Source organism: Pseudomonas sp. KH_017 (assembly GCF_057840285.1).
On sequence record NZ_CM174509.1, the window covers coordinates 3,298,792 to 3,314,679 of the forward strand.

General features: G+C 60.6%; 15 protein-coding genes. 5 read left to right on the forward strand and 10 right to left on the reverse strand.

What is annotated here, in order from left to right; genetic code table 11:
- Positions 1-11: 11 nt before the first annotated feature.
- Positions 12-884 (reverse strand): DNA/RNA non-specific endonuclease, encoded by an 873-nt coding sequence (locus tag AC3IT6_RS15070; RefSeq protein WP_489350760.1) that lies wholly within the window; start codon positions 882-884, stop codon positions 12-14.
- A 327-nt stretch (positions 885-1,211) separates the two neighbouring features.
- Positions 1,212-1,646 carry a GFA family protein gene (locus AC3IT6_RS15075; RefSeq protein WP_489350762.1) on the reverse strand — a complete coding sequence of 145 codons (435 nt, stop codon included), beginning with the start codon at positions 1,644-1,646 and terminating at the stop codon, positions 1,212-1,214.
- A 269-nt stretch (positions 1,647-1,915) separates the two neighbouring features.
- Between AC3IT6_RS15075 and pdxR the strand changes: the two genes are divergently transcribed.
- The 3 genes from pdxR (at position 1,916) to AC3IT6_RS15090 (ending at position 5,924) form a co-directional block, all read left to right on the forward strand.
- Positions 1,916-3,424 (forward strand): MocR-like pyridoxine biosynthesis transcription factor PdxR, encoded by a 1,509-nt coding sequence (gene pdxR / locus AC3IT6_RS15080; RefSeq protein WP_223448883.1) that lies wholly within the window; start codon positions 1,916-1,918, stop codon positions 3,422-3,424.
- A 112-nt stretch (positions 3,425-3,536) separates the two neighbouring features.
- The gene (locus AC3IT6_RS15085; RefSeq protein ID WP_489350764.1) at positions 3,537-4,607 is read left to right on the forward strand and encodes a sugar phosphate isomerase/epimerase family protein; all 1,071 of its coding nucleotides are present in this window, start codon (positions 3,537-3,539) and stop codon (positions 4,605-4,607) included.
- Between the two features lie 51 nt (positions 4,608-4,658).
- Complete coding sequence (locus AC3IT6_RS15090; protein ID WP_489350766.1) at positions 4,659-5,924, forward strand: MFS transporter; 1,266 nt, start codon at positions 4,659-4,661, stop codon at positions 5,922-5,924.
- A 68-nt stretch (positions 5,925-5,992) separates the two neighbouring features.
- On the opposite strand, the gene AC3IT6_RS15095 is transcribed toward AC3IT6_RS15090, so the two are convergent.
- A complete protein-coding gene (locus AC3IT6_RS15095; protein WP_489350768.1) occupies positions 5,993-7,783 on the reverse strand; it encodes an acyl-CoA dehydrogenase C-terminal domain-containing protein in 1,791 nt (596 codons plus the stop codon).
- Positions 7,784-7,866: 83 nt separating this feature from the next.
- Here AC3IT6_RS15095 and AC3IT6_RS15100 point away from each other — a divergent pair, with 83 nt between their 5' ends.
- Entirely contained in the window at positions 7,867-8,784 is a 918-nt protein-coding gene (locus AC3IT6_RS15100; protein WP_489350770.1) for a LysR family transcriptional regulator, read from the forward strand.
- Positions 8,785-8,875: 91 nt separating this feature from the next.
- On the opposite strand, the gene AC3IT6_RS15105 is transcribed toward AC3IT6_RS15100, so the two are convergent.
- The 7 genes from AC3IT6_RS15105 to AC3IT6_RS15135 are packed head-to-tail and all read right to left on the reverse strand — an operon-like array spanning position 8,876 to position 15,170.
- Positions 8,876-10,243, reverse strand: coding sequence for a sensor histidine kinase (locus AC3IT6_RS15105; protein WP_489350772.1), 1,368 nt, complete (start codon positions 10,241-10,243; stop codon positions 8,876-8,878).
- Positions 10,240-10,902: a response regulator gene (locus AC3IT6_RS15110; RefSeq protein ID WP_150723897.1), complete on the reverse strand. Its 663-nt coding sequence runs from the start codon at positions 10,900-10,902 to the stop codon at positions 10,240-10,242. Before AC3IT6_RS15110 ends, AC3IT6_RS15105 begins: the two co-directional genes overlap by 4 nt.
- Positions 10,903-10,913: 11 nt before the next feature.
- Complete coding sequence (locus AC3IT6_RS15115; RefSeq protein WP_489350775.1) at positions 10,914-11,558, reverse strand: tetratricopeptide repeat protein; 645 nt, start codon at positions 11,556-11,558, stop codon at positions 10,914-10,916.
- Positions 11,555-12,364 (reverse strand): SDR family oxidoreductase, encoded by an 810-nt coding sequence (locus AC3IT6_RS15120; protein WP_489350777.1) that lies wholly within the window; start codon positions 12,362-12,364, stop codon positions 11,555-11,557. Before AC3IT6_RS15120 ends, AC3IT6_RS15115 begins: the two co-directional genes overlap by 4 nt.
- Positions 12,351-13,025 carry an iron-containing redox enzyme family protein gene (locus AC3IT6_RS15125; RefSeq protein WP_489350779.1) on the reverse strand — a complete coding sequence of 225 codons (675 nt, stop codon included), beginning with the start codon at positions 13,023-13,025 and terminating at the stop codon, positions 12,351-12,353. Before AC3IT6_RS15125 ends, AC3IT6_RS15120 begins: the two co-directional genes overlap by 14 nt.
- Positions 13,022-14,503, reverse strand: a complete 1,482-nt coding sequence (locus AC3IT6_RS15130) for an AMP-binding protein (protein WP_489350781.1) — start codon at positions 14,501-14,503, stop codon at positions 13,022-13,024. Before AC3IT6_RS15130 ends, AC3IT6_RS15125 begins: the two co-directional genes overlap by 4 nt.
- On the reverse strand, positions 14,493-15,170 hold the full coding sequence (locus AC3IT6_RS15135; RefSeq protein ID WP_489350783.1) for a thermostable hemolysin: 678 nt from the start codon (positions 15,168-15,170) through the stop codon (positions 14,493-14,495). Before AC3IT6_RS15135 ends, AC3IT6_RS15130 begins: the two co-directional genes overlap by 11 nt.
- Before the next feature lie 323 nt (positions 15,171-15,493).
- Between AC3IT6_RS15135 and AC3IT6_RS15140 the strand changes: the two genes are divergently transcribed.
- Entirely contained in the window at positions 15,494-15,772 is a 279-nt protein-coding gene (locus AC3IT6_RS15140; protein WP_150752812.1) for a DUF2790 domain-containing protein, read from the forward strand.
- Positions 15,773-15,888: the final 116 nt, after the last annotated feature.

The window sequence follows — 15,888 nt, forward strand, 5'->3', positions numbered from 1 at the left end:
TCATCCAGCCATCAGGTGCGCCCTGCGGAACCTGTAACGGGCAGGTTCCCGAGCAGCTTGAGCCCGGTGCTCTTCACGAACGTCTCATAGTCCATCGGCTTTTCGATTCGGGTTTCTGCGTTAGGCAGCACGTAGGCCCAGGCACGTTTGGACGATGCGTCGTACACCAGCTTGAACAGGCGCGTCGGCACCCAGACCTGGTTGTCGCCGATGGTCGAGTGGCCCGGGTCAAAGAGCGGACCGGTAAAGACAAACACGTTGCCATCGGCGCGCTTGGCAAACTTGCGGACGTCAGACTCGACCTTGCTCCAGATCTTCCGGTTGTTGGTCGGGTCTTGCGGCACCATGTTCGACAGCGCAAAGGATTGGGCCATTGCCTTGGGGTTCGGGGCATCGGCTGCCGGGGATTGATGGCCACGGTCCACGGCCGGGTGCTGGCTACGGTAGTCGCTCAACTCGGCGCGCCCACTCTTGGGAATGCGTGGGTCCGGGTAGAACTGGTTGGTGCGCTCTTCCCCTTTGGCATCCTGCAACAGGGCCGCATTCAGGCGTTCGACCACCACCAGCGGGGTCTTGCTGGTTTGCGAGTACAGCACCGCGAAGTTGTCGGAACACAGCGCCAGGGGTTTCATCGATGCGGGCACTGTGGCCGTGTTGATCGGTTTCGCTGCCGGGAACAGGTCTGCGCAGCTGTCAAACGATGCCTGTTTCTGTTTGCTTGAATAGAGGTCCAGTGCCGCGTTCTGGCTGATCGAGCCCGAGCGGGACGTTTGTTCATGTTGCGCGCTGGGTGGCTTGAGGATGTCCAGCAGACTGCGGGCTTGCGCCCCGGTCGAGAGCAAAACAAGGGCCGACAGCCCAACTGCAATTTTGCGTAGGTACATGGGTTAAATCTTCGAATGGGATTGAGGGATAAACGTACGGCGAGGCCCGATTCACGGAACCGGGTGGAGGGCGTTGCTGATTATGTGGCGGCGATCATGCTTTCGCGGTCCTTGATCAAGTTATCGATTAGGGTCCGGTCGGTTCCGGGCCGCTCGACCGCTTTGGGTCGTGCGGGGGTTATGGACCATGACAAGCCCCGTTAGTGCTGGGCAGCCTTCAGATTCTATTGGCCGGTGTTCGTCGAATAAGCGATCGGCAGCGTTTGGTCGCGCTGTTCGGTTTGGGCCAGGCTGCCAATTCGTCTCAATTGCGACCAGGTTCCTGAATCAATCGTTGTTGACCTGGAGTTCATGCAGAATAAATCCAAGTGACTCCGGGGCTGCGCGATGACTTCTTTGCGAGCGTTGTTCATCCCATGGCATAGCGTCATCGGTGCAGAAATCTCCAACACACTCCATGCTCAGCTCGACATCGAGAAGCCCTAGCGGAATCCAGAAGTAAGGCGTCTCGCGAAGAGGATTAGGCACGGTCGAGCCACATCGTGAGCAAAAGTCATTTCTGTATCCACTGGGTTTGCGCCAACTCGTGATCGCACCCTGCCCTTCTTCCCATCGAAAATCGCAAGCCTTGACCAGCGTGGCGAGATTATGGCCAACCCCGGTTTGCTTGCGGCATAGGGTGCAATGGCAGCGATAAAAGAATCGTGGTTCAACCTCCAGGGAAAAACGTACAGCTCCGCAAAGACATTGTCCTGATGTCATGTGTCTCTCCATTGAAGAACGATTCACCGGTTTATGTACCGGTTCGAGTGCAGGTATCGGAAAGCGATGGCTGTCATGGTACTGGCCTTTCATTGCCATGGATAATGCTGGGCTCAGCAGTCATATTGTTGTGACGCGGCTGGCGGGGCGATCGCAGGGCTATCAATGCCGGTGGTGGATGACTTATCCAGCACCCCTCGATACCCTTTCGCCCCCGGGTGCCTGACGGCAATTCAGGCCAAACCACACTTCATCCAGACGAACCAAAAATGAAATCCTCCGCAGGTTTGCTGTTGTCAGGTATCGAGCTGGACCGTGCCAGTTCCATCCCCTTGTACCGCCAACTCTACTTGCAGATTCGCAAACAGATTCTCAGTGGCAGGATTCAGGGAGGCGTACGCCTGCCGTCCACCCGGACCCTGAGCAAGGAACTGCAGCTGTCGCGAATCAGCATTCTCAATGCGTTCGATCAACTGATTGCCGAAGGTTTTCTGACGTCGCGGACCGGGGCCGGGACCTATGTCGGCCATGAGTGGGAAAGCCGCGGTATTGAAGACGATGAGCACAAGCGCCAGCCCCCTCGCCTGTCCGACCTGAGCCAGTCCATGCTGTCGTTGCGCAGCGATCATTTCCGCGGTGTTTCCTATGCCGACTGGGCGACCGGCAGCCCGACCTCGTTCCTGCCCAGCCACAGCGCCTACGATGCGTTCCCGCAATCGGTCTGGAAGCGCCTGTTGAACCGCCACCTGCACAAGCCGACCAAGGCCATGCTCGGCTATGGCGAACTACAGGGATTGCTGGCCCTGCGCGAGGCGATTGCCGAGTACGTCTTCGATGCCCGTGGCATTGATTGCAGTGCCGATCAGGTGGTCATCGTGTCCGGGGCCCAGCAAGCCTTCAACCTGCTGGGAATGCTGTTGCTCAATCCGCAGGACAGCTTCTGGATGGAAGATCCGGGGCATATCGCGGCGCGCATTGCGCTCCAGGCCCAAGGTGGCCGGGTCGTGCCGTTGCGTATCGACGAACAGGGGATCGATGTCCGGCAAGGCCTGGCCCTGTGTCCCGACGCCCGCCTGGTGTTTACCACACCTTCTCGTCAGCATCCCTTGGGCGTCACCATGAGTTATGCGCGACGCCAGGAACTCATCGATTGGGCCGCCCAGAATCAAAGCTGGATCATCGAGGATGACTGCGACAGCGAGTTTCGCTACAACGGCCGCCCCCTGCCGGCAGTCTATGCCATGGACCAATGGGCCCGGGTCATCTACGCCGGAACCTTCAGCAAGGTGCTGTTCCCCTCGCTACGACTGGGTTACGTGATACTGCCGAACGCCTTGATCGAACCCTTCTGCACCCTGCGGGCGGTCATGGATCGCAGCCCGCCCACACTGCTCCAGGCCGTCACGGCGGACTTCATGCGCGAAGGCCACTTTCTCGGCCATATTCGTCGAATGCGCGCCCTATACCAGGCTCGCCAGCAGGCACTGGTGGAACACCTGCAGAAACGCCTGGGGACTTTCTTCAGGATCACGCCGGTGGAAGCCGGCATGCACCTGATCGCCTGGTTACCCGCGCATCTCGATGACGACGCCCTGGCCAGGGAACTCGGCCAGCATGGCATTCATACCTATCCCCTGAGCGACTACAGCGTCGAACACGTCTTGCCGCCGGCGCTGCTGATCGGCTTTGCCAGCACCCCCGAGGACCAGGCCGAAGCGCGCGTCGAAGCGCTGGCCCAGGCCCTGGACAAAATGGGCTACCTGCAACCGGCCACTTGACGCAAGGCAAGTGGTCTTATGAATTAACTGATAATGGATCTATCGAGAGTTCCTGACTGGCGCGATAAAGGCTGCGCCGGTAGACCCGGTGTCTGAACCAGGAACGACTCGAATGAACAATAAGATCCAGGAACGATTCAACGCCTTGCTCAGCCATAAGGCTGTCGAGGCCGAGGCTCCCCCCCTACTGAACGAGGCACTGGCCCGCCAGTTGCTCGACCGACTGGCGCAACTGCGCCTGTTTGCCCATGCCTACCCCTTGCTGACCAACCTGACCCACGGCCGCGTCACACCTGGCGACCTGCTGGACTTCGCCTATCGCCACGAACTGCAGGGCCTGAGCCTGCACCTGCTCGACGGTGAGGAAAACAGCCTGAGTCAAATGACCGCCGTGCAGCTTCAGGCGTTCGCTGCCAAGGCCGATGCACTCGGGTTGGACGTGCATCTGGAAATCAGCAGCACCCTGACAAAGGATGTCGATCAAGTGATCGCCATTGCCAAGGCGCTGGGCACCCGCAACATCCGTGTCTACTCACGCTACGAAGGGGCGCTGTCCCGGGTCATGGACATAATCGAGTCAGACCTGCACTACCTCGCGCAGCAGGCAGACGAGCACGACCTGTTCTTCGACTTCGAGCAGCATGAAGAGCTCAAGAGCGGCGAGATCGCGCAACTGCTGAGCCGGCTGAACCACCCTCGCCTGCACGCCCTGTTCGACTTCGGCAACATGATCAACGCCTGCGAACAGCCCCTGGCGGCACTGCGCGCCCTGGCCCCGCACATACGCCAGACCCACCTCAAGGGTGTGCGCATCGTGCCTGAGCAAAACGGCTTCGGGCATTACGGCGTGCTGCAAGGCTGTGCCGAAGACGACCTGCCCAGCGCACGCATGTTGTTCGAACTGCTGATGCTCGGCGAATCAACCCCGCAAGTGATCGCTTTCATTCTCGAGCAGGAAAACCACTACGTCGCCCCGGCGTTCCGCCAGCTCGACGAAACCGCCGACCCGTTCATTGCGTACCGGGAAATGAGTGAAACAGCGCTGCCGGAAGGCTTCTCGCTGGAGCGAATGCTGGCCGATGAGCACCGTTGGGCAAACAACCAGGTCGCCTACGTACGAGGTCTGCTGGCCGAGTTCCGCACCCTGGCCGAGTTGACCCTGGCCCATTGTCCTGACGCCTGAACCTGACGTGCCCATCGGCACTGTCTACCCAATTACGCCTGGAGAACAATAATGACATCCCAAGACAAGGCCAAGTGGCTCAGATTCCTGATTCTCATCCTCGGTGGCGGCACCATCTACAAGCTGGCGAATCTCAAAGACGCGTTCTACATCCCCATGCAAGAATTCATGGGGCTGTCCCACACTGAAATCGGCGTGCTGCTGAGCGCCAACGCCATCATCGCCACCGCGCTGTTCGTGGTGGGCGGCATGCTCGCCGACCGGTACGACACGCGCAAGCTGATCCCCCTCGGCCTGATCGGTACCGGCGGCCTCGGGCTTTACCTGGCGACCTTTCCGCCCTTCAGCAATCTGCTGGTGGTGTTCTGCCTGCTGGCCGTGTGTGCCGACTGCCTCTTTTGGCCTTCGCTGCTCAAAGCCATCCGCAACCTGGGCGACGATAAGGAACAGGGGCGCCTGTTCGGCCTGCTCGAAGGCGGGCGTGGCGTCATCGATACCCTGGTCGCCTTCTCTGCGCTGGGCGTCTTCGTCGCCATGGGCTCCGGTGAAAATGGTCTGAAATCGGCGATCCTGTTCTACTCGGTCATCGACATTCTTGCCGGTACCCTGACCTGGCTGCTGCTCAAGAGTGGCAAAACCCAGTCGACCGTCAAGCCGAAGAACGGGTTGTCGAACCTGCTCGAGGCCATCAAGGTGCCGGGCATCTGGCTGGTCAGCCTCAACGTGTTCATGGTCTATATCGTGTACTGCGGCCTGACCTATTTCATTCCCTACCTCAAGGAAATGTACGAACTGCCCGTGGCCCTGGTAGGTGCCTACGGCATCATCAACCAGTACTTCCTCAAGATCCTGGGCGGCCCAGCTGGCGGCTTCATTGCCGACAAGCAGTTCAAGAGTTCCAGCCGCTATCTGAAGTGGGCATTCCTGGCGTTGTTGCCGCTGATGGGCGTCATCATGCTCATCCCGAAAAACCCGGATTACATCTACGCAGGCATGGCGGCCACCCTCTCCTTCGCGCTGATTGTGTTTTCCATGCGCGGCGTGTTCTGGGCACCCATGGGTGAAGTCGGCATTCCTCAGCACATCACCGGTTCAGCCTTCGGGATCGGTTGCCTGATCGGCTATGCGCCGGGCATGTTCGCCTACGTCATCTATGGCGCCATCCTTGACCACTTCCCGGGTCAACAGGGCTACAACTACGTGTTCTCGTTGATGAGCGTATTGGCCATTGTCGGGTTCATGGTGTCCAGCCTGCTGTATCAAGCGGTCCGCAAAAACGCCACGATCACTGGCAAGGTCAGCGCAGCGCAAGCCTGAACATAGGCGGGTGTATGCGGTGCGGCGGTAACCGAGTCCTCTCGGTTACCGCCGCATTGGCACCGCCATCAAAATGCGAAATCGGCCTCGTCCATGGCCATCAGGCAATGGGCACCGCCCCGCAGGCTTTCGCGATGGCCACTGGCACGGGGCAGCACCCGGCGCCAGTAAAAATCCGCTGCTTGCAGCTTGGCCCGATAGAACCCGGGTTCGTCAGTACCCGCATCCAGCGCGGTTTGGGCACGCACAGCCGCCTGCAACCACAGCCCGCCTACCAGCACGTAAGCGCTGTACGCCAGGAAGTCCACCGACATGGCGCCGATTTCCTCCACGTCACGCCGACACGCCTCGACCACCTCGGTACCCAGCTCACACCATTCGGCGAAACGCTGCTGCATGGCCTCGGCCATTTCCCTCAGCGCTGCTTGCGAGCCGGCCGCGTCGACATGCACGGCCAGTTCATCGATAAGGGCGCCCAGTTCCGTGGCGCCATCGCCCAGCACCTTGCGCCGAAGCAGATCCAGCGCCTGGATACCGTTGGTCCCTTCGTATAGCTGGGTGATGCGGCTGTCGCGCATCAACTGCTCCATGCCCCACTCGCGGATGTAACCGTGGCCGCCGTACAGCTGAACGCCCAGGCTGGCGACTTCCTGGCCGACGTCGGTGAAGAAGGCCTTGACGATCGGAATCAGCAGCGCCGCCCGACGACTCGCCTTCTGGCGCGCCTCGGGTTGCGGGTCGCCGTGTTCGAGGTCCAGTTGCACGGCGGTGTAGGCCGCGAGCAGGCGGCAGCCTTCGCTCAAGGTTTTTTGCGTCAGCAGCATGCGCCGGACATCGGGGTGCACGATGATCGGGTCGGCGCTCTTGTCCGGCGCCACCGGACCGCTGATGGCCCGCGACTGCAGGCGCTCGCGGGCATAAGCGAGACCACCCTGGAAGGCGGCCTCGGCGATACCCAGTCCCTGCAAGCCAACCTGGAAGCGTGCATCGTTCATCATGGTGAACATGCACGCCAGCCCCTGATTCGGTTCACCGAGCAACCAGCCTTGTGCGCCGTCGAAGTTCATCACGCAGGTTGAAGCGCCCTTGATGCCCATCTTGTGTTCCAGTGCGCCACAGCTCAGCGAATTGCGCGGCCCCGGTGTTCCATCGGCCGCGGCAATGAACTTGGGCACCAGGAACAGGCTGATGCCCTTCACCCCGGCCGGCGCATCCGGCAAACGGGCAAGCACCAGGTGAATGATGTTGGCGGTCAGGTCTTGCTCGCCGCCGCTGATGAAGATCTTGCTGCCGCTGACCTGATAACTGCCGTCAGCTTGAGGCTGGGCACGGGTGCGCAGCAGGGCAAGGTCGGTACCGGCCTGGGGCTCGGTGAGGCACATGGTGCCGGACCATTCACCACTGACCATTTTTTCCAGATAAGCCTGTTTGAGCGCCTCGCTGCCATGCCGATGCAGAGCCAGCACCGCGCCTTCGGTGAGGCCGGAATAAATGCGAAAGGACAATGAGGCGGCCATCAGCATTTCGTGGAAACTGGCCGAAATCAGCTGCGGAAAACCCTGGCCGGCGAACTCCTGCGGTCCGGTCATGCTCGCCCAGCCGTTATCGACGTACTGCCGGTAGGCGTCGCGAAAGCCCTGGGGCGTGGTGACGCGTCCGTCGATCAGCTGACAGCCCTGCTCGTCACTGTTGCGGTTCAGCGGTGCGACCACTTCGGTGGCGAAGCGGGCGGCTTCTTCGAGGACACCGTCGATGGTTTCCCGGTCCAGCCCCTTGTCCAACCGCTCGCAATGGCCGCTGACATCGAACACTTCGTGCAGCACAAAACGCATGTCGCGCAGGGGAGCTTGATACTTCATGGCGGGCCTCATGGGTTGGCGCAGTGGAAAAGATTGCCGTCACCCTAAGCAGGCGCCTACTATTTTTGAAATTTCATTTTCATATGCCTGGTATTTGTAATTTGAATTTAAAAAGCTTCGATCTGAATTTGCTCCGGGTGCTCGATATGCTGCTGCGCGAACAGAACGTGTCGCGGGCGGCCGAGCGCCTGGCCCTCAGCCAGCCCACCGTCAGCAATGCCCTGGCCCGCCTGCGTTCACTGTTCGACGACCCCTTGCTGGTGCGCGTTGGCCGTCACATGCAACCCACCTCCCGGGCGCTGGCGCTGGAGGGACCGATTCGCGCGGCCTTGCAACAGATCGAACAGACACTCAATGCCGGGGAAACCTTCGACCCCCGCCTGAGCCAGCAGCAGGTGCGCATCGCCCTGACCGACTTTGTCGAACAGCTGTGCATGCCGCCCTTGCTGGCGCGCCTGGGAGAACTGGCGCCAAACCTGCGAATCGACGTTGCTCACCTCGCCCCCAGCCTTCCTGCCGAGTTGCTGGACCGGGGCGAACTGGACATGGTTCTGGGACGCTTCGAAGAAGTGCCGGCGCGTTTCACCCGCCGGGCGTGGCACAGCGAAACCCTGCGCCTGGCGGTGCGCAAGCAGCATCCGCTGGCACACGACACATTCACACTGGATGACTTTCTGGGGCTGCGCCATCTCTGGGTGAGTGGCGGCCAGTCGCGCGGCATGGTCGATCAATGGCTGGGCAAGCAAGGCCTGTCGCGGAAAATCGTCTACACCACACCCAACTACCTGCAGGCGGCGCACCTGGTCGCCCATTCAGACTTGAGCGTCGTCCTGCCGACCCAGTTGGCCAATCAATTCGCGCAGCTGTTACCGCTGCAGGTGTTCGAACTGCCCTTCGACGTCGGCTCGTTCCACCTCGAACTGGTGTATCTGGCGCAACGCCAACATGAGCCGGCGCTGGCGTGGCTGATCGAGCAAATCCTGGCGGTGCGGCCGGCTTGAACGGACGCCCGGCATAACGCCTTGCCTGAGCCAGCGCCAAGGGTTTGCCGAAGTGATTTTTCGGTTGCGCCAGACAACATCAGGCACAACGTCAAAAGCGACGAATTTCCAACGTAGCGCGTAACCCTCCAGGGCTGCGGTTCTCCAGTTTGATCCGCCCACCAAAGCGATCGGCAATGGCCTTGACGATGGTCAGCCCCAACCCTGCACCCTGGTCATTTCCGCGGCTGTAGAAACGCTCGAAAAGCCGATCGCGATCCTGCTCATTGATGCCCGGCCCCTCATCCTCGACAGACAGTTCGTAGCCATTTTCCTTTTCGACCAGCCTTACAGTGATGACTCCGTGCCGGGGGGAGAAATTCGCCGCATTGGTCACCAGGTTGTTCAAGGCAATATCAATCGAGGTTGGGTCGACTCTCGCAACGCTGATGTCGTCGCTGACATCAAAAACCAGTTCAAGCCCCTTGCTCAGCAACCAGGGCGTCAACTGAACCAGGCTGCCGCGAACGGTGCTAGCCAGATCAATTGGTGCAGGCGGTTCAGTCCCTGCTCCAGGTTCAATACGAGCCATCGTCAGCAATTGATTGACCAGTCGGCTGGTACGGTCCACGCCGACAATCAAGAATTCGAGCGATGCGCGACGATCCTCTTCACTCCCCGCCTCCATCAGGTTTTGCGCGTGGATCCTGAGCACGGCCAGGGGTGTACGCATTTCGTGGGCGGCATCCGCGATAAAGCGCCGCTCGCGCCCCATGACTTCCTGAATTTGCGCGAGCATGCGATTGAGGGCGGCCTGCATGGGCTCAAGCTCAGTGGGTAGCGGCGTCAATTGCAAGGGTTCGAGTGAGCCGGGCTTGCGGGCCCGCAGTGTTGCGGCCATATTGACCAGCGGCTTCAATCCCCAGCCGATGGCCAGCCAGATCATGGCGGCCAGCAACAGACTCCCCAGGATATTGGGCCACAGCGTGTGGCGTACGATCCGGTCCACCAGGTCCATTCGCACGTCGTCCCGCTCACCCACCCAGATGCGCAGGTTGTTCTGCTTGTCTTCAAGCAGGAAGGCGCGCCAATGCCGGTTGTTCAGGTCAACTACATCGCTGAAACCTGGTGTGACCGCCGGTGTGCTGAAGGACGGAGAACTGGCCGTATGTACCAGCACTTCGTTCCTGGCGTTCCACACCTGAAACGCAATCTTCGTTTCATACGGATGCCCCTCCGCCCCGGGCGTCGCCTCGTTCAGGGCCTGGTTGAAAGCCTTGTACAGATCCGCATGGTCCTTGCTCACCATGGGCATACGCATGACGCCTTGCAGCAGGCGAGCGTTCTGGGCCAGATGGGCATCATAGACTTCGGCGATTTCGTGGTTGCTGTCGTGCAGATTGAACACACTGATCACGGCCAGTCCGGCGAGCATCAGGCCGATGATCAGGACCAGGGTACGACGCCGGATCGAGCTCATCGACGCTCCTCCACCAGGTAACCGATACCACGGACGGTGCGGATCAGATCGGTGGAAAACTTCTTGCGCAGGTGATGGATGTGCACTTCCAGGGTGTTACTTTCGGCCTCCTCGTTCCAGCCGTACAGCAACTGCATCAGATGATCGCGAGTCATTACCCGGCCCGGTGGCGAAAGCAGTTCGTGGAGCAACTGGTATTCCTTGGGTGTCAGGGCCACCGGCTCGCCTTTGTAGCTGACTTGCTGGGTGCCGGGGTTCAGGCTGATACCGGCGTGCTCGATCAGCGACTGTCCACGCCCGGCGCTGCGCCGAAGCAACGCACGTATGCGCGCCTTCAATTCTGCCAGGTCGAAAGGCTTGATCAGGTAGTCATCGGCGCCGGCATCCAGGCCGGCGATGCGGTCTTCGGTGGCATCGCGCGCGGTCAGGATCAACACCGGCAGGTTGGAACCACTGTCGCGCAAGCGCCTCAGCACTTCGAGGCCGTCCATGCGTGGCAGGCCAAGGTCGAGCACCGCCAGATCGAAGATTTCACTGAGCAGCGAGTGCAAGGCGCTGGTGCCGTCCTGCAACCAGTCGACGGTATAACCTTCACGGCCGAGGGCCTGATGAATGCCCTCGCCGAGTGCCACGTCATCCTCTATGAGTAATAAACGCACAGGGTCTCCTGTCAGCCGAGTTGCTTGTTCACGTCCACCAACAGCGTCTCGATCTCCTTGCGGCGCCCGGCATCAGCGCTCTCGCGGCCAGGTCGAGGCGCAGCCAGCAAGGCTTTTTGCAGCGCTGCCCTGGCTTCGACATAACGCTTCTGACGGTAGAGGTGATCGCCCCAGAAGTACAGGCTGTCGATGCCGTTGGGGTTCATCTGCAATGCCAGCTTGAGCAACTGTTCGGCCTTGTTCGAATCGCCAAAACCGATGGGCCAACCCGGTACGCGGTCATAGAGTGCCCCCAGGCTGGTATAGGCTGAACCTTGCAGGGCCTTGGGGTCCAGCGTAAGGGCTTTTTCCAGGTCAGCCTTGGCATCCTTGACCTTGCTCAGCGCACCCAGCCCTCCCTGGGCGCCCGCCCAGCTACTGGTGACAATGCCAGACCAGATCCAGGCCTCAGCCACCGTTTGGCGTTCCTGCTTGAAGCTCGAAGCCTGGTCGGCCAGTTTTTCAAAAGCCGCGGTTCGTTGTCCCTCGGGCAACTCGTACTGAATGTGCGCCCAGCTTTGCTGGATACCGTTTAGGCGCTGCTGGTCGGCGGCATCCAGCGCCCACACAGTCTGGCTCAATGCGCCAAGCAGCAGGCAAGCGATGATCTTGTTCATGGTTCGAGATTCTCCTGGTCGGGTTTCTGGCTCAGGCGGCGGATCAGTGGCAATTGTTTGCGCAAACCACGGTCCACCAGATGGGGCAGGAGGCTGTTCAGGCGTACAAAAAAACGCTCGGGCCAGCCCAGGTACAAGTCGCGACGTTCACCGGCAATGGCGTGAATGACCGCAGTCGCCACGGTTTGCGGATCGTCGACATTGGTCTTGAGCGCATCGTTCAGCGCCTGGGCTGCCGGGCTGTTCATGCTGGTACGGGTCGCTCGCGGGGCGACGTAAAGCACGCTGACCCGGGTGTCCGCCAGCTCCCGGCGCAAGGCTTCAGAGAACCCGCGCAGGGCGAACTTGGTGGCGCAGTAACTGGCGTAGCCGGGGTAGCCAATGGAGCCATAGGTCGAACCGACGTTCACCACCATGGCACTGTCGGCTTGCTTGAGCAGAGGCAACATCAGTTTTGTCAGGCACATCGGTGCACTGATGTTCACCGCGAGCATCGAATTGATCTCGCTGTCGTCCAGTTGTTCGAGCATGGCGAAATGGTTGACCCCGGCGGCATTGATCAGCAGGTTGATGCCGCCGATACCCTGGGCCTGCGCCAGCACCTGGCGGCGGTCGGAGAGCAACGTCAGGTCTGCACGGACCCAACACAGATTGCGGGGATAAAGCTCCAGCAGCGGCACCAAGGGTTCCCGATGCCGAGCCACGGCCAGCACCTGGGCACCACTGGCGCACAGTGCGGTGGCGATGGCCAGGCCGATGCCGCCACTGGCACCGGTCAACACGACGCGAGCTTCAGACAGGCGCATGCAGGTTCTCCCCGTTACGCGGCAAGCCACGAAACATATCGGCGTAGAGCCGGTACACCACTTTGGAGGCATGAATGACGGCGGCCTGGTCGCCCGGGTCTTCAAGGCTGTTCATCAGTCGACGGTAGGTCTGCATATGTTCGATATCCAGTGAGCCGTGGGAACTGAGGTAGCTGAAGGCGCTTTCCGGCAAGTCCAGGCGCTGGCGAATACTGCCGGCGGCGTGGGTAGCCAAGGCGATGCTCGTGCCTTCGAGTACGTTGACCATGCCGAACAGTCCCACCGGATTGTCCCTGGCGATCAGGTCGTAGAGGAAGCTGACCATCAACTCGATCGGCAATGACGGGCGCCCGTCCCGTACAGCGACCCTGTCACCGCCGCAGGCTTGAATGTCATCGAGTACCCATTGTTCGTGCCCGTATTCCTCCTCGATGTATTCACATACCGCTTCGCGCAGCCATTCCAGGCGCAATGGCAGGCGCGCACCGCAGGCCATCATCAACGGCACGGTATGGCGCACGTGGTAATAGGCCTGTGCCAGAAAGCCCCGGTAACTTTCCAGGCTGACGTCGCCCTGTAGCGCATCACGGATGATCGGCAGGTTGAACAGCTCATTGCGTTCTTGCTCAGTGGCTTGTTGCAGCCTGTCAAAAAAACTCATGGTGCGGATTCCTCGGAGAATGCAGATTCGCTCAATTGCCCTCGGTAGCGTTCGACGATGGCGTCACGGCGGGGTCGGCCATTGGCGGTGAGCAAGCCGTTGGTGGCAGTGAAGGGTTGGTCGAGCCGGCTCCAGTGATGGACCTGGGCGTACTCGGGCAAAGACTCGTTGGCCTGGGACACGGCAGCGGCCAGTTGTTCGTCGGTGCAGTCCAGGCGGTGGGGCCAGAGCAGCGCATGGTTGTGAGGCATGGCCTCGCCATAGACGAAGGCCTGGGCGACAGGCCCGCGCTGGGTCAATTCGGCTTCCACCCACTCGGGGTTTACGTTGCGTCCGAAACTGGTGACGAACTGATGTTTCTTGCGTCCCTTGAGGTAGAGATAACCCTCGGCGTCGAACTCGCCGAGATCGCCGCTGGGCCACCACTGGGCGGTGTGCGGCGCCTCTCCCAGATAACCCAGCAAGGTTGACCCCTTGATCAGCACTTCGCCGTCGTCCGCCAGGCGGATCGCCACATGGGGCAATGGCCGTCCGACACTGCCGGGGCGTCGTGCTTGTGGGCGATTGAGGCACACTACCGACGCGCACTCGGACAGCCCGTAACCTTCATAGACGGGTATGCGCACCCGTTGAGCGCGATGCAGTAGATCTTCGCTGACCCGGGCACCGCCCACGGCGGTAAAACGCAGGTGCTGTGGGTCGAAAGCCTGCTGCTCGGCCGCACTGACCAGCATCAGCAACAACTGCGGCACCAGAATCAGGCTCTGGGGCGACCGGCTGGCCAGGCATCCCAACAGCTGGGGCACATCCACACCGCTGGCGCCTTGAATCCCCAGGGTTTTCTGGCTGGGCAGGCTCAAGGTAGCGCCGGCATACAGCGCGGCGTAACAACCGATGTTCTCCAGCAAAATGGCCAGCGGCAGCAGCGCCAGGTGGTGTTGCGGGGCGGTGGGCTGGCTGGCCAGGTCCAGCTCGCGAGCGACCCGCAGAATGCTCTCGGCACTCAAGCACACGCCCTTGGGCGTGCCTGTGGTGCCCGAGGTGAAGGTCAACTTGGCGGTGCCTTCAGGCATCCGGTTCGGGTCACTGAAGGTGCGATGCCAGAACTCGCCGCACTTCTGATATCCAGCCGCTAGCAGCTCGTCGTGCAGTTGCTGTTCGGCAATGACGTGTTCGGCCTGGCTTTGCTCCAGGCAGTGCTTGCGTTGCGCCGGACTGAAAAAAGGCGGCAAGGCTACGCAGGTCAAACCCTCGAACAGCGCGGCCAGGTCCCACAACATGGCTTCGACGCCATTGTCCAGTGCCAGGGCGACCCCCCTGACCCGCTCATCGCGCAGGCGCTGCTGGCGATAAATGACCTCGGCATACAGCGTGGCGTAGTCCAGCTTCAGATGATCGCCCCACAAGGCAATGGCATTGTTTTTTTGCTCCGCATGATGACGCAGGGTCTGTTTGAAACGCTCCATTTCAGGCGACATGGCAGGCCCCTTCAATAGAGGTTGGCAAGCCCAGGCGACTGAACAGGCCAATGTTGCGCAAATGAATGAATCCGGAGCGGATATTGCCAACATGAACCCACGGCTTGCTTTCGTAGTAACTGCCCCAGGCGTGGCGGTCCTCGCCCAGACGCGCCGGGTCGGCAGCACACAGCGTCACGGGCTTCAAGCCAAGGCGATGAAAGCTGTTGACCAGCCCCAGGTTCCCGGTGAAGGCAACCCATTCCAGCCCCCCCATGGCGAGCAGGTAGGTCATCGCGATGATGCTCATCCGTGCGCTGCCGGTGTCGCTGGCAGCCAGGTTGCCTACCTCGACGATGTCTGAGCGGCTTACGCTGTGGTCGGCCGCGGCACTGATCAGCGGATCGATCGCCTCGTCCAGGTAACCTTCCAGAAACAGCGGCCCGGCGCTCGCCAGACGTACCCCGACCACCGCACAAAGCGCGCCGGACGCATCGCTCATGCCAAACAGCTCCGGCATGAAATGGCGAATATCGGCACCGTGGGCCTTACGAAAACGTTGCTGGATAAAGGCTTCGAAGGCGCTCCGTTGCGGAGCGTCCGGCAAGGCCCTGACGAGATACATCTGCTGTGCTTCGGCCAGGCCAAAGTGCAGCGGCAACTGAACGTTCCAGTTGAAATCGGACATTGAAAAACATCTCCCCCGGATCAATTGGGGAGAAGTATCAAAGGCATTTCTTAACGAAGTCTGAAGGTGACAAAACAGATTGTCGCCTTGCGTGTCAGTCCGTCATGACATGTCATGACCTCCTTCAGAAACGGACTTTGCCCAACAAATACGGCGTTTAAAGGACGAATGGTCGAGAGGCGTCAAGCGCGGGGAATTGCCGGGAGTTTGTAGCCACTACAGGCTTTTCAGGCAGGCGCGTTCGTCGCGGTGAAGTGAACTTCACTTTCTCAACGTGTCACATTAGGTCCCTGTCAAGTGAAATCCAGTAGAGGTAAAGCCTTATGAGCATGGCCACAATTGTCAGTGCCGTGATTTCCAGTCTCGCACCCAGTGTCTTCGACCAGAACAGCCTGCAAGAACCCGGCGCGCATGTCTCAGCCGTCGATTACCACTACGGAATGGAAATCGATGTGAAACAGGTGCTGCAGCGCACCGATACATCCGACAAGACCGGCGTGGTACCGGTGACTGTGGTCTACCTGGACAGCGAGGGCGAGGTTCACAAGATCCGTTTCCTCGAATGGGGTGGAAGTGCCGCCGACCCCACCAGCATTGCCTGATCCGCTCGCCGAATGGGTTCCAGGCCAAGCCTGCGCGCTGCAGGCCGGAACCCCCGACTGGTTGGCCACGAGAGACTCGTGGCGCGGATGGTCCGGGAGCAAGCCTGAAGGCGCCG

Coding starts and splice junctions, on each gene's coding strand:
- AC3IT6_RS15070 (WP_489350760.1), bottom strand. CDS start 884: ATGTACCTACGCAAAATTGCAGTTGGGCTGTCGGCCCTTGTTTTGCTC.
- AC3IT6_RS15075 (WP_489350762.1), bottom strand. CDS start 1,646: ATGACATCAGGACAATGTCTTTGCGGAGCTGTACGTTTTTCCCTGGAG.
- pdxR (WP_223448883.1), top strand. CDS start 1,916: ATGAAATCCTCCGCAGGTTTGCTGTTGTCAGGTATCGAGCTGGACCGT.
- AC3IT6_RS15085 (WP_489350764.1), top strand. CDS start 3,537: ATGAACAATAAGATCCAGGAACGATTCAACGCCTTGCTCAGCCATAAG.
- AC3IT6_RS15090 (WP_489350766.1), top strand. CDS start 4,659: ATGACATCCCAAGACAAGGCCAAGTGGCTCAGATTCCTGATTCTCATC.
- AC3IT6_RS15095 (WP_489350768.1), bottom strand. CDS start 7,783: ATGAAGTATCAAGCTCCCCTGCGCGACATGCGTTTTGTGCTGCACGAA.
- AC3IT6_RS15100 (WP_489350770.1), top strand. CDS start 7,867: ATGCCTGGTATTTGTAATTTGAATTTAAAAAGCTTCGATCTGAATTTG.
- AC3IT6_RS15105 (WP_489350772.1), bottom strand. CDS start 10,243: ATGAGCTCGATCCGGCGTCGTACCCTGGTCCTGATCATCGGCCTGATG.
- AC3IT6_RS15115 (WP_489350775.1), bottom strand. CDS start 11,558: ATGAACAAGATCATCGCTTGCCTGCTGCTTGGCGCATTGAGCCAGACT.
- AC3IT6_RS15120 (WP_489350777.1), bottom strand. CDS start 12,364: ATGCGCCTGTCTGAAGCTCGCGTCGTGTTGACCGGTGCCAGTGGCGGC.
- AC3IT6_RS15125 (WP_489350779.1), bottom strand. CDS start 13,025: ATGAGTTTTTTTGACAGGCTGCAACAAGCCACTGAGCAAGAACGCAAT.
- AC3IT6_RS15130 (WP_489350781.1), bottom strand. CDS start 14,503: ATGTCGCCTGAAATGGAGCGTTTCAAACAGACCCTGCGTCATCATGCG.
- AC3IT6_RS15135 (WP_489350783.1), bottom strand. CDS start 15,170: ATGTCCGATTTCAACTGGAACGTTCAGTTGCCGCTGCACTTTGGCCTG.
- AC3IT6_RS15140 (WP_150752812.1), top strand. CDS start 15,494: ATGAGCATGGCCACAATTGTCAGTGCCGTGATTTCCAGTCTCGCACCC.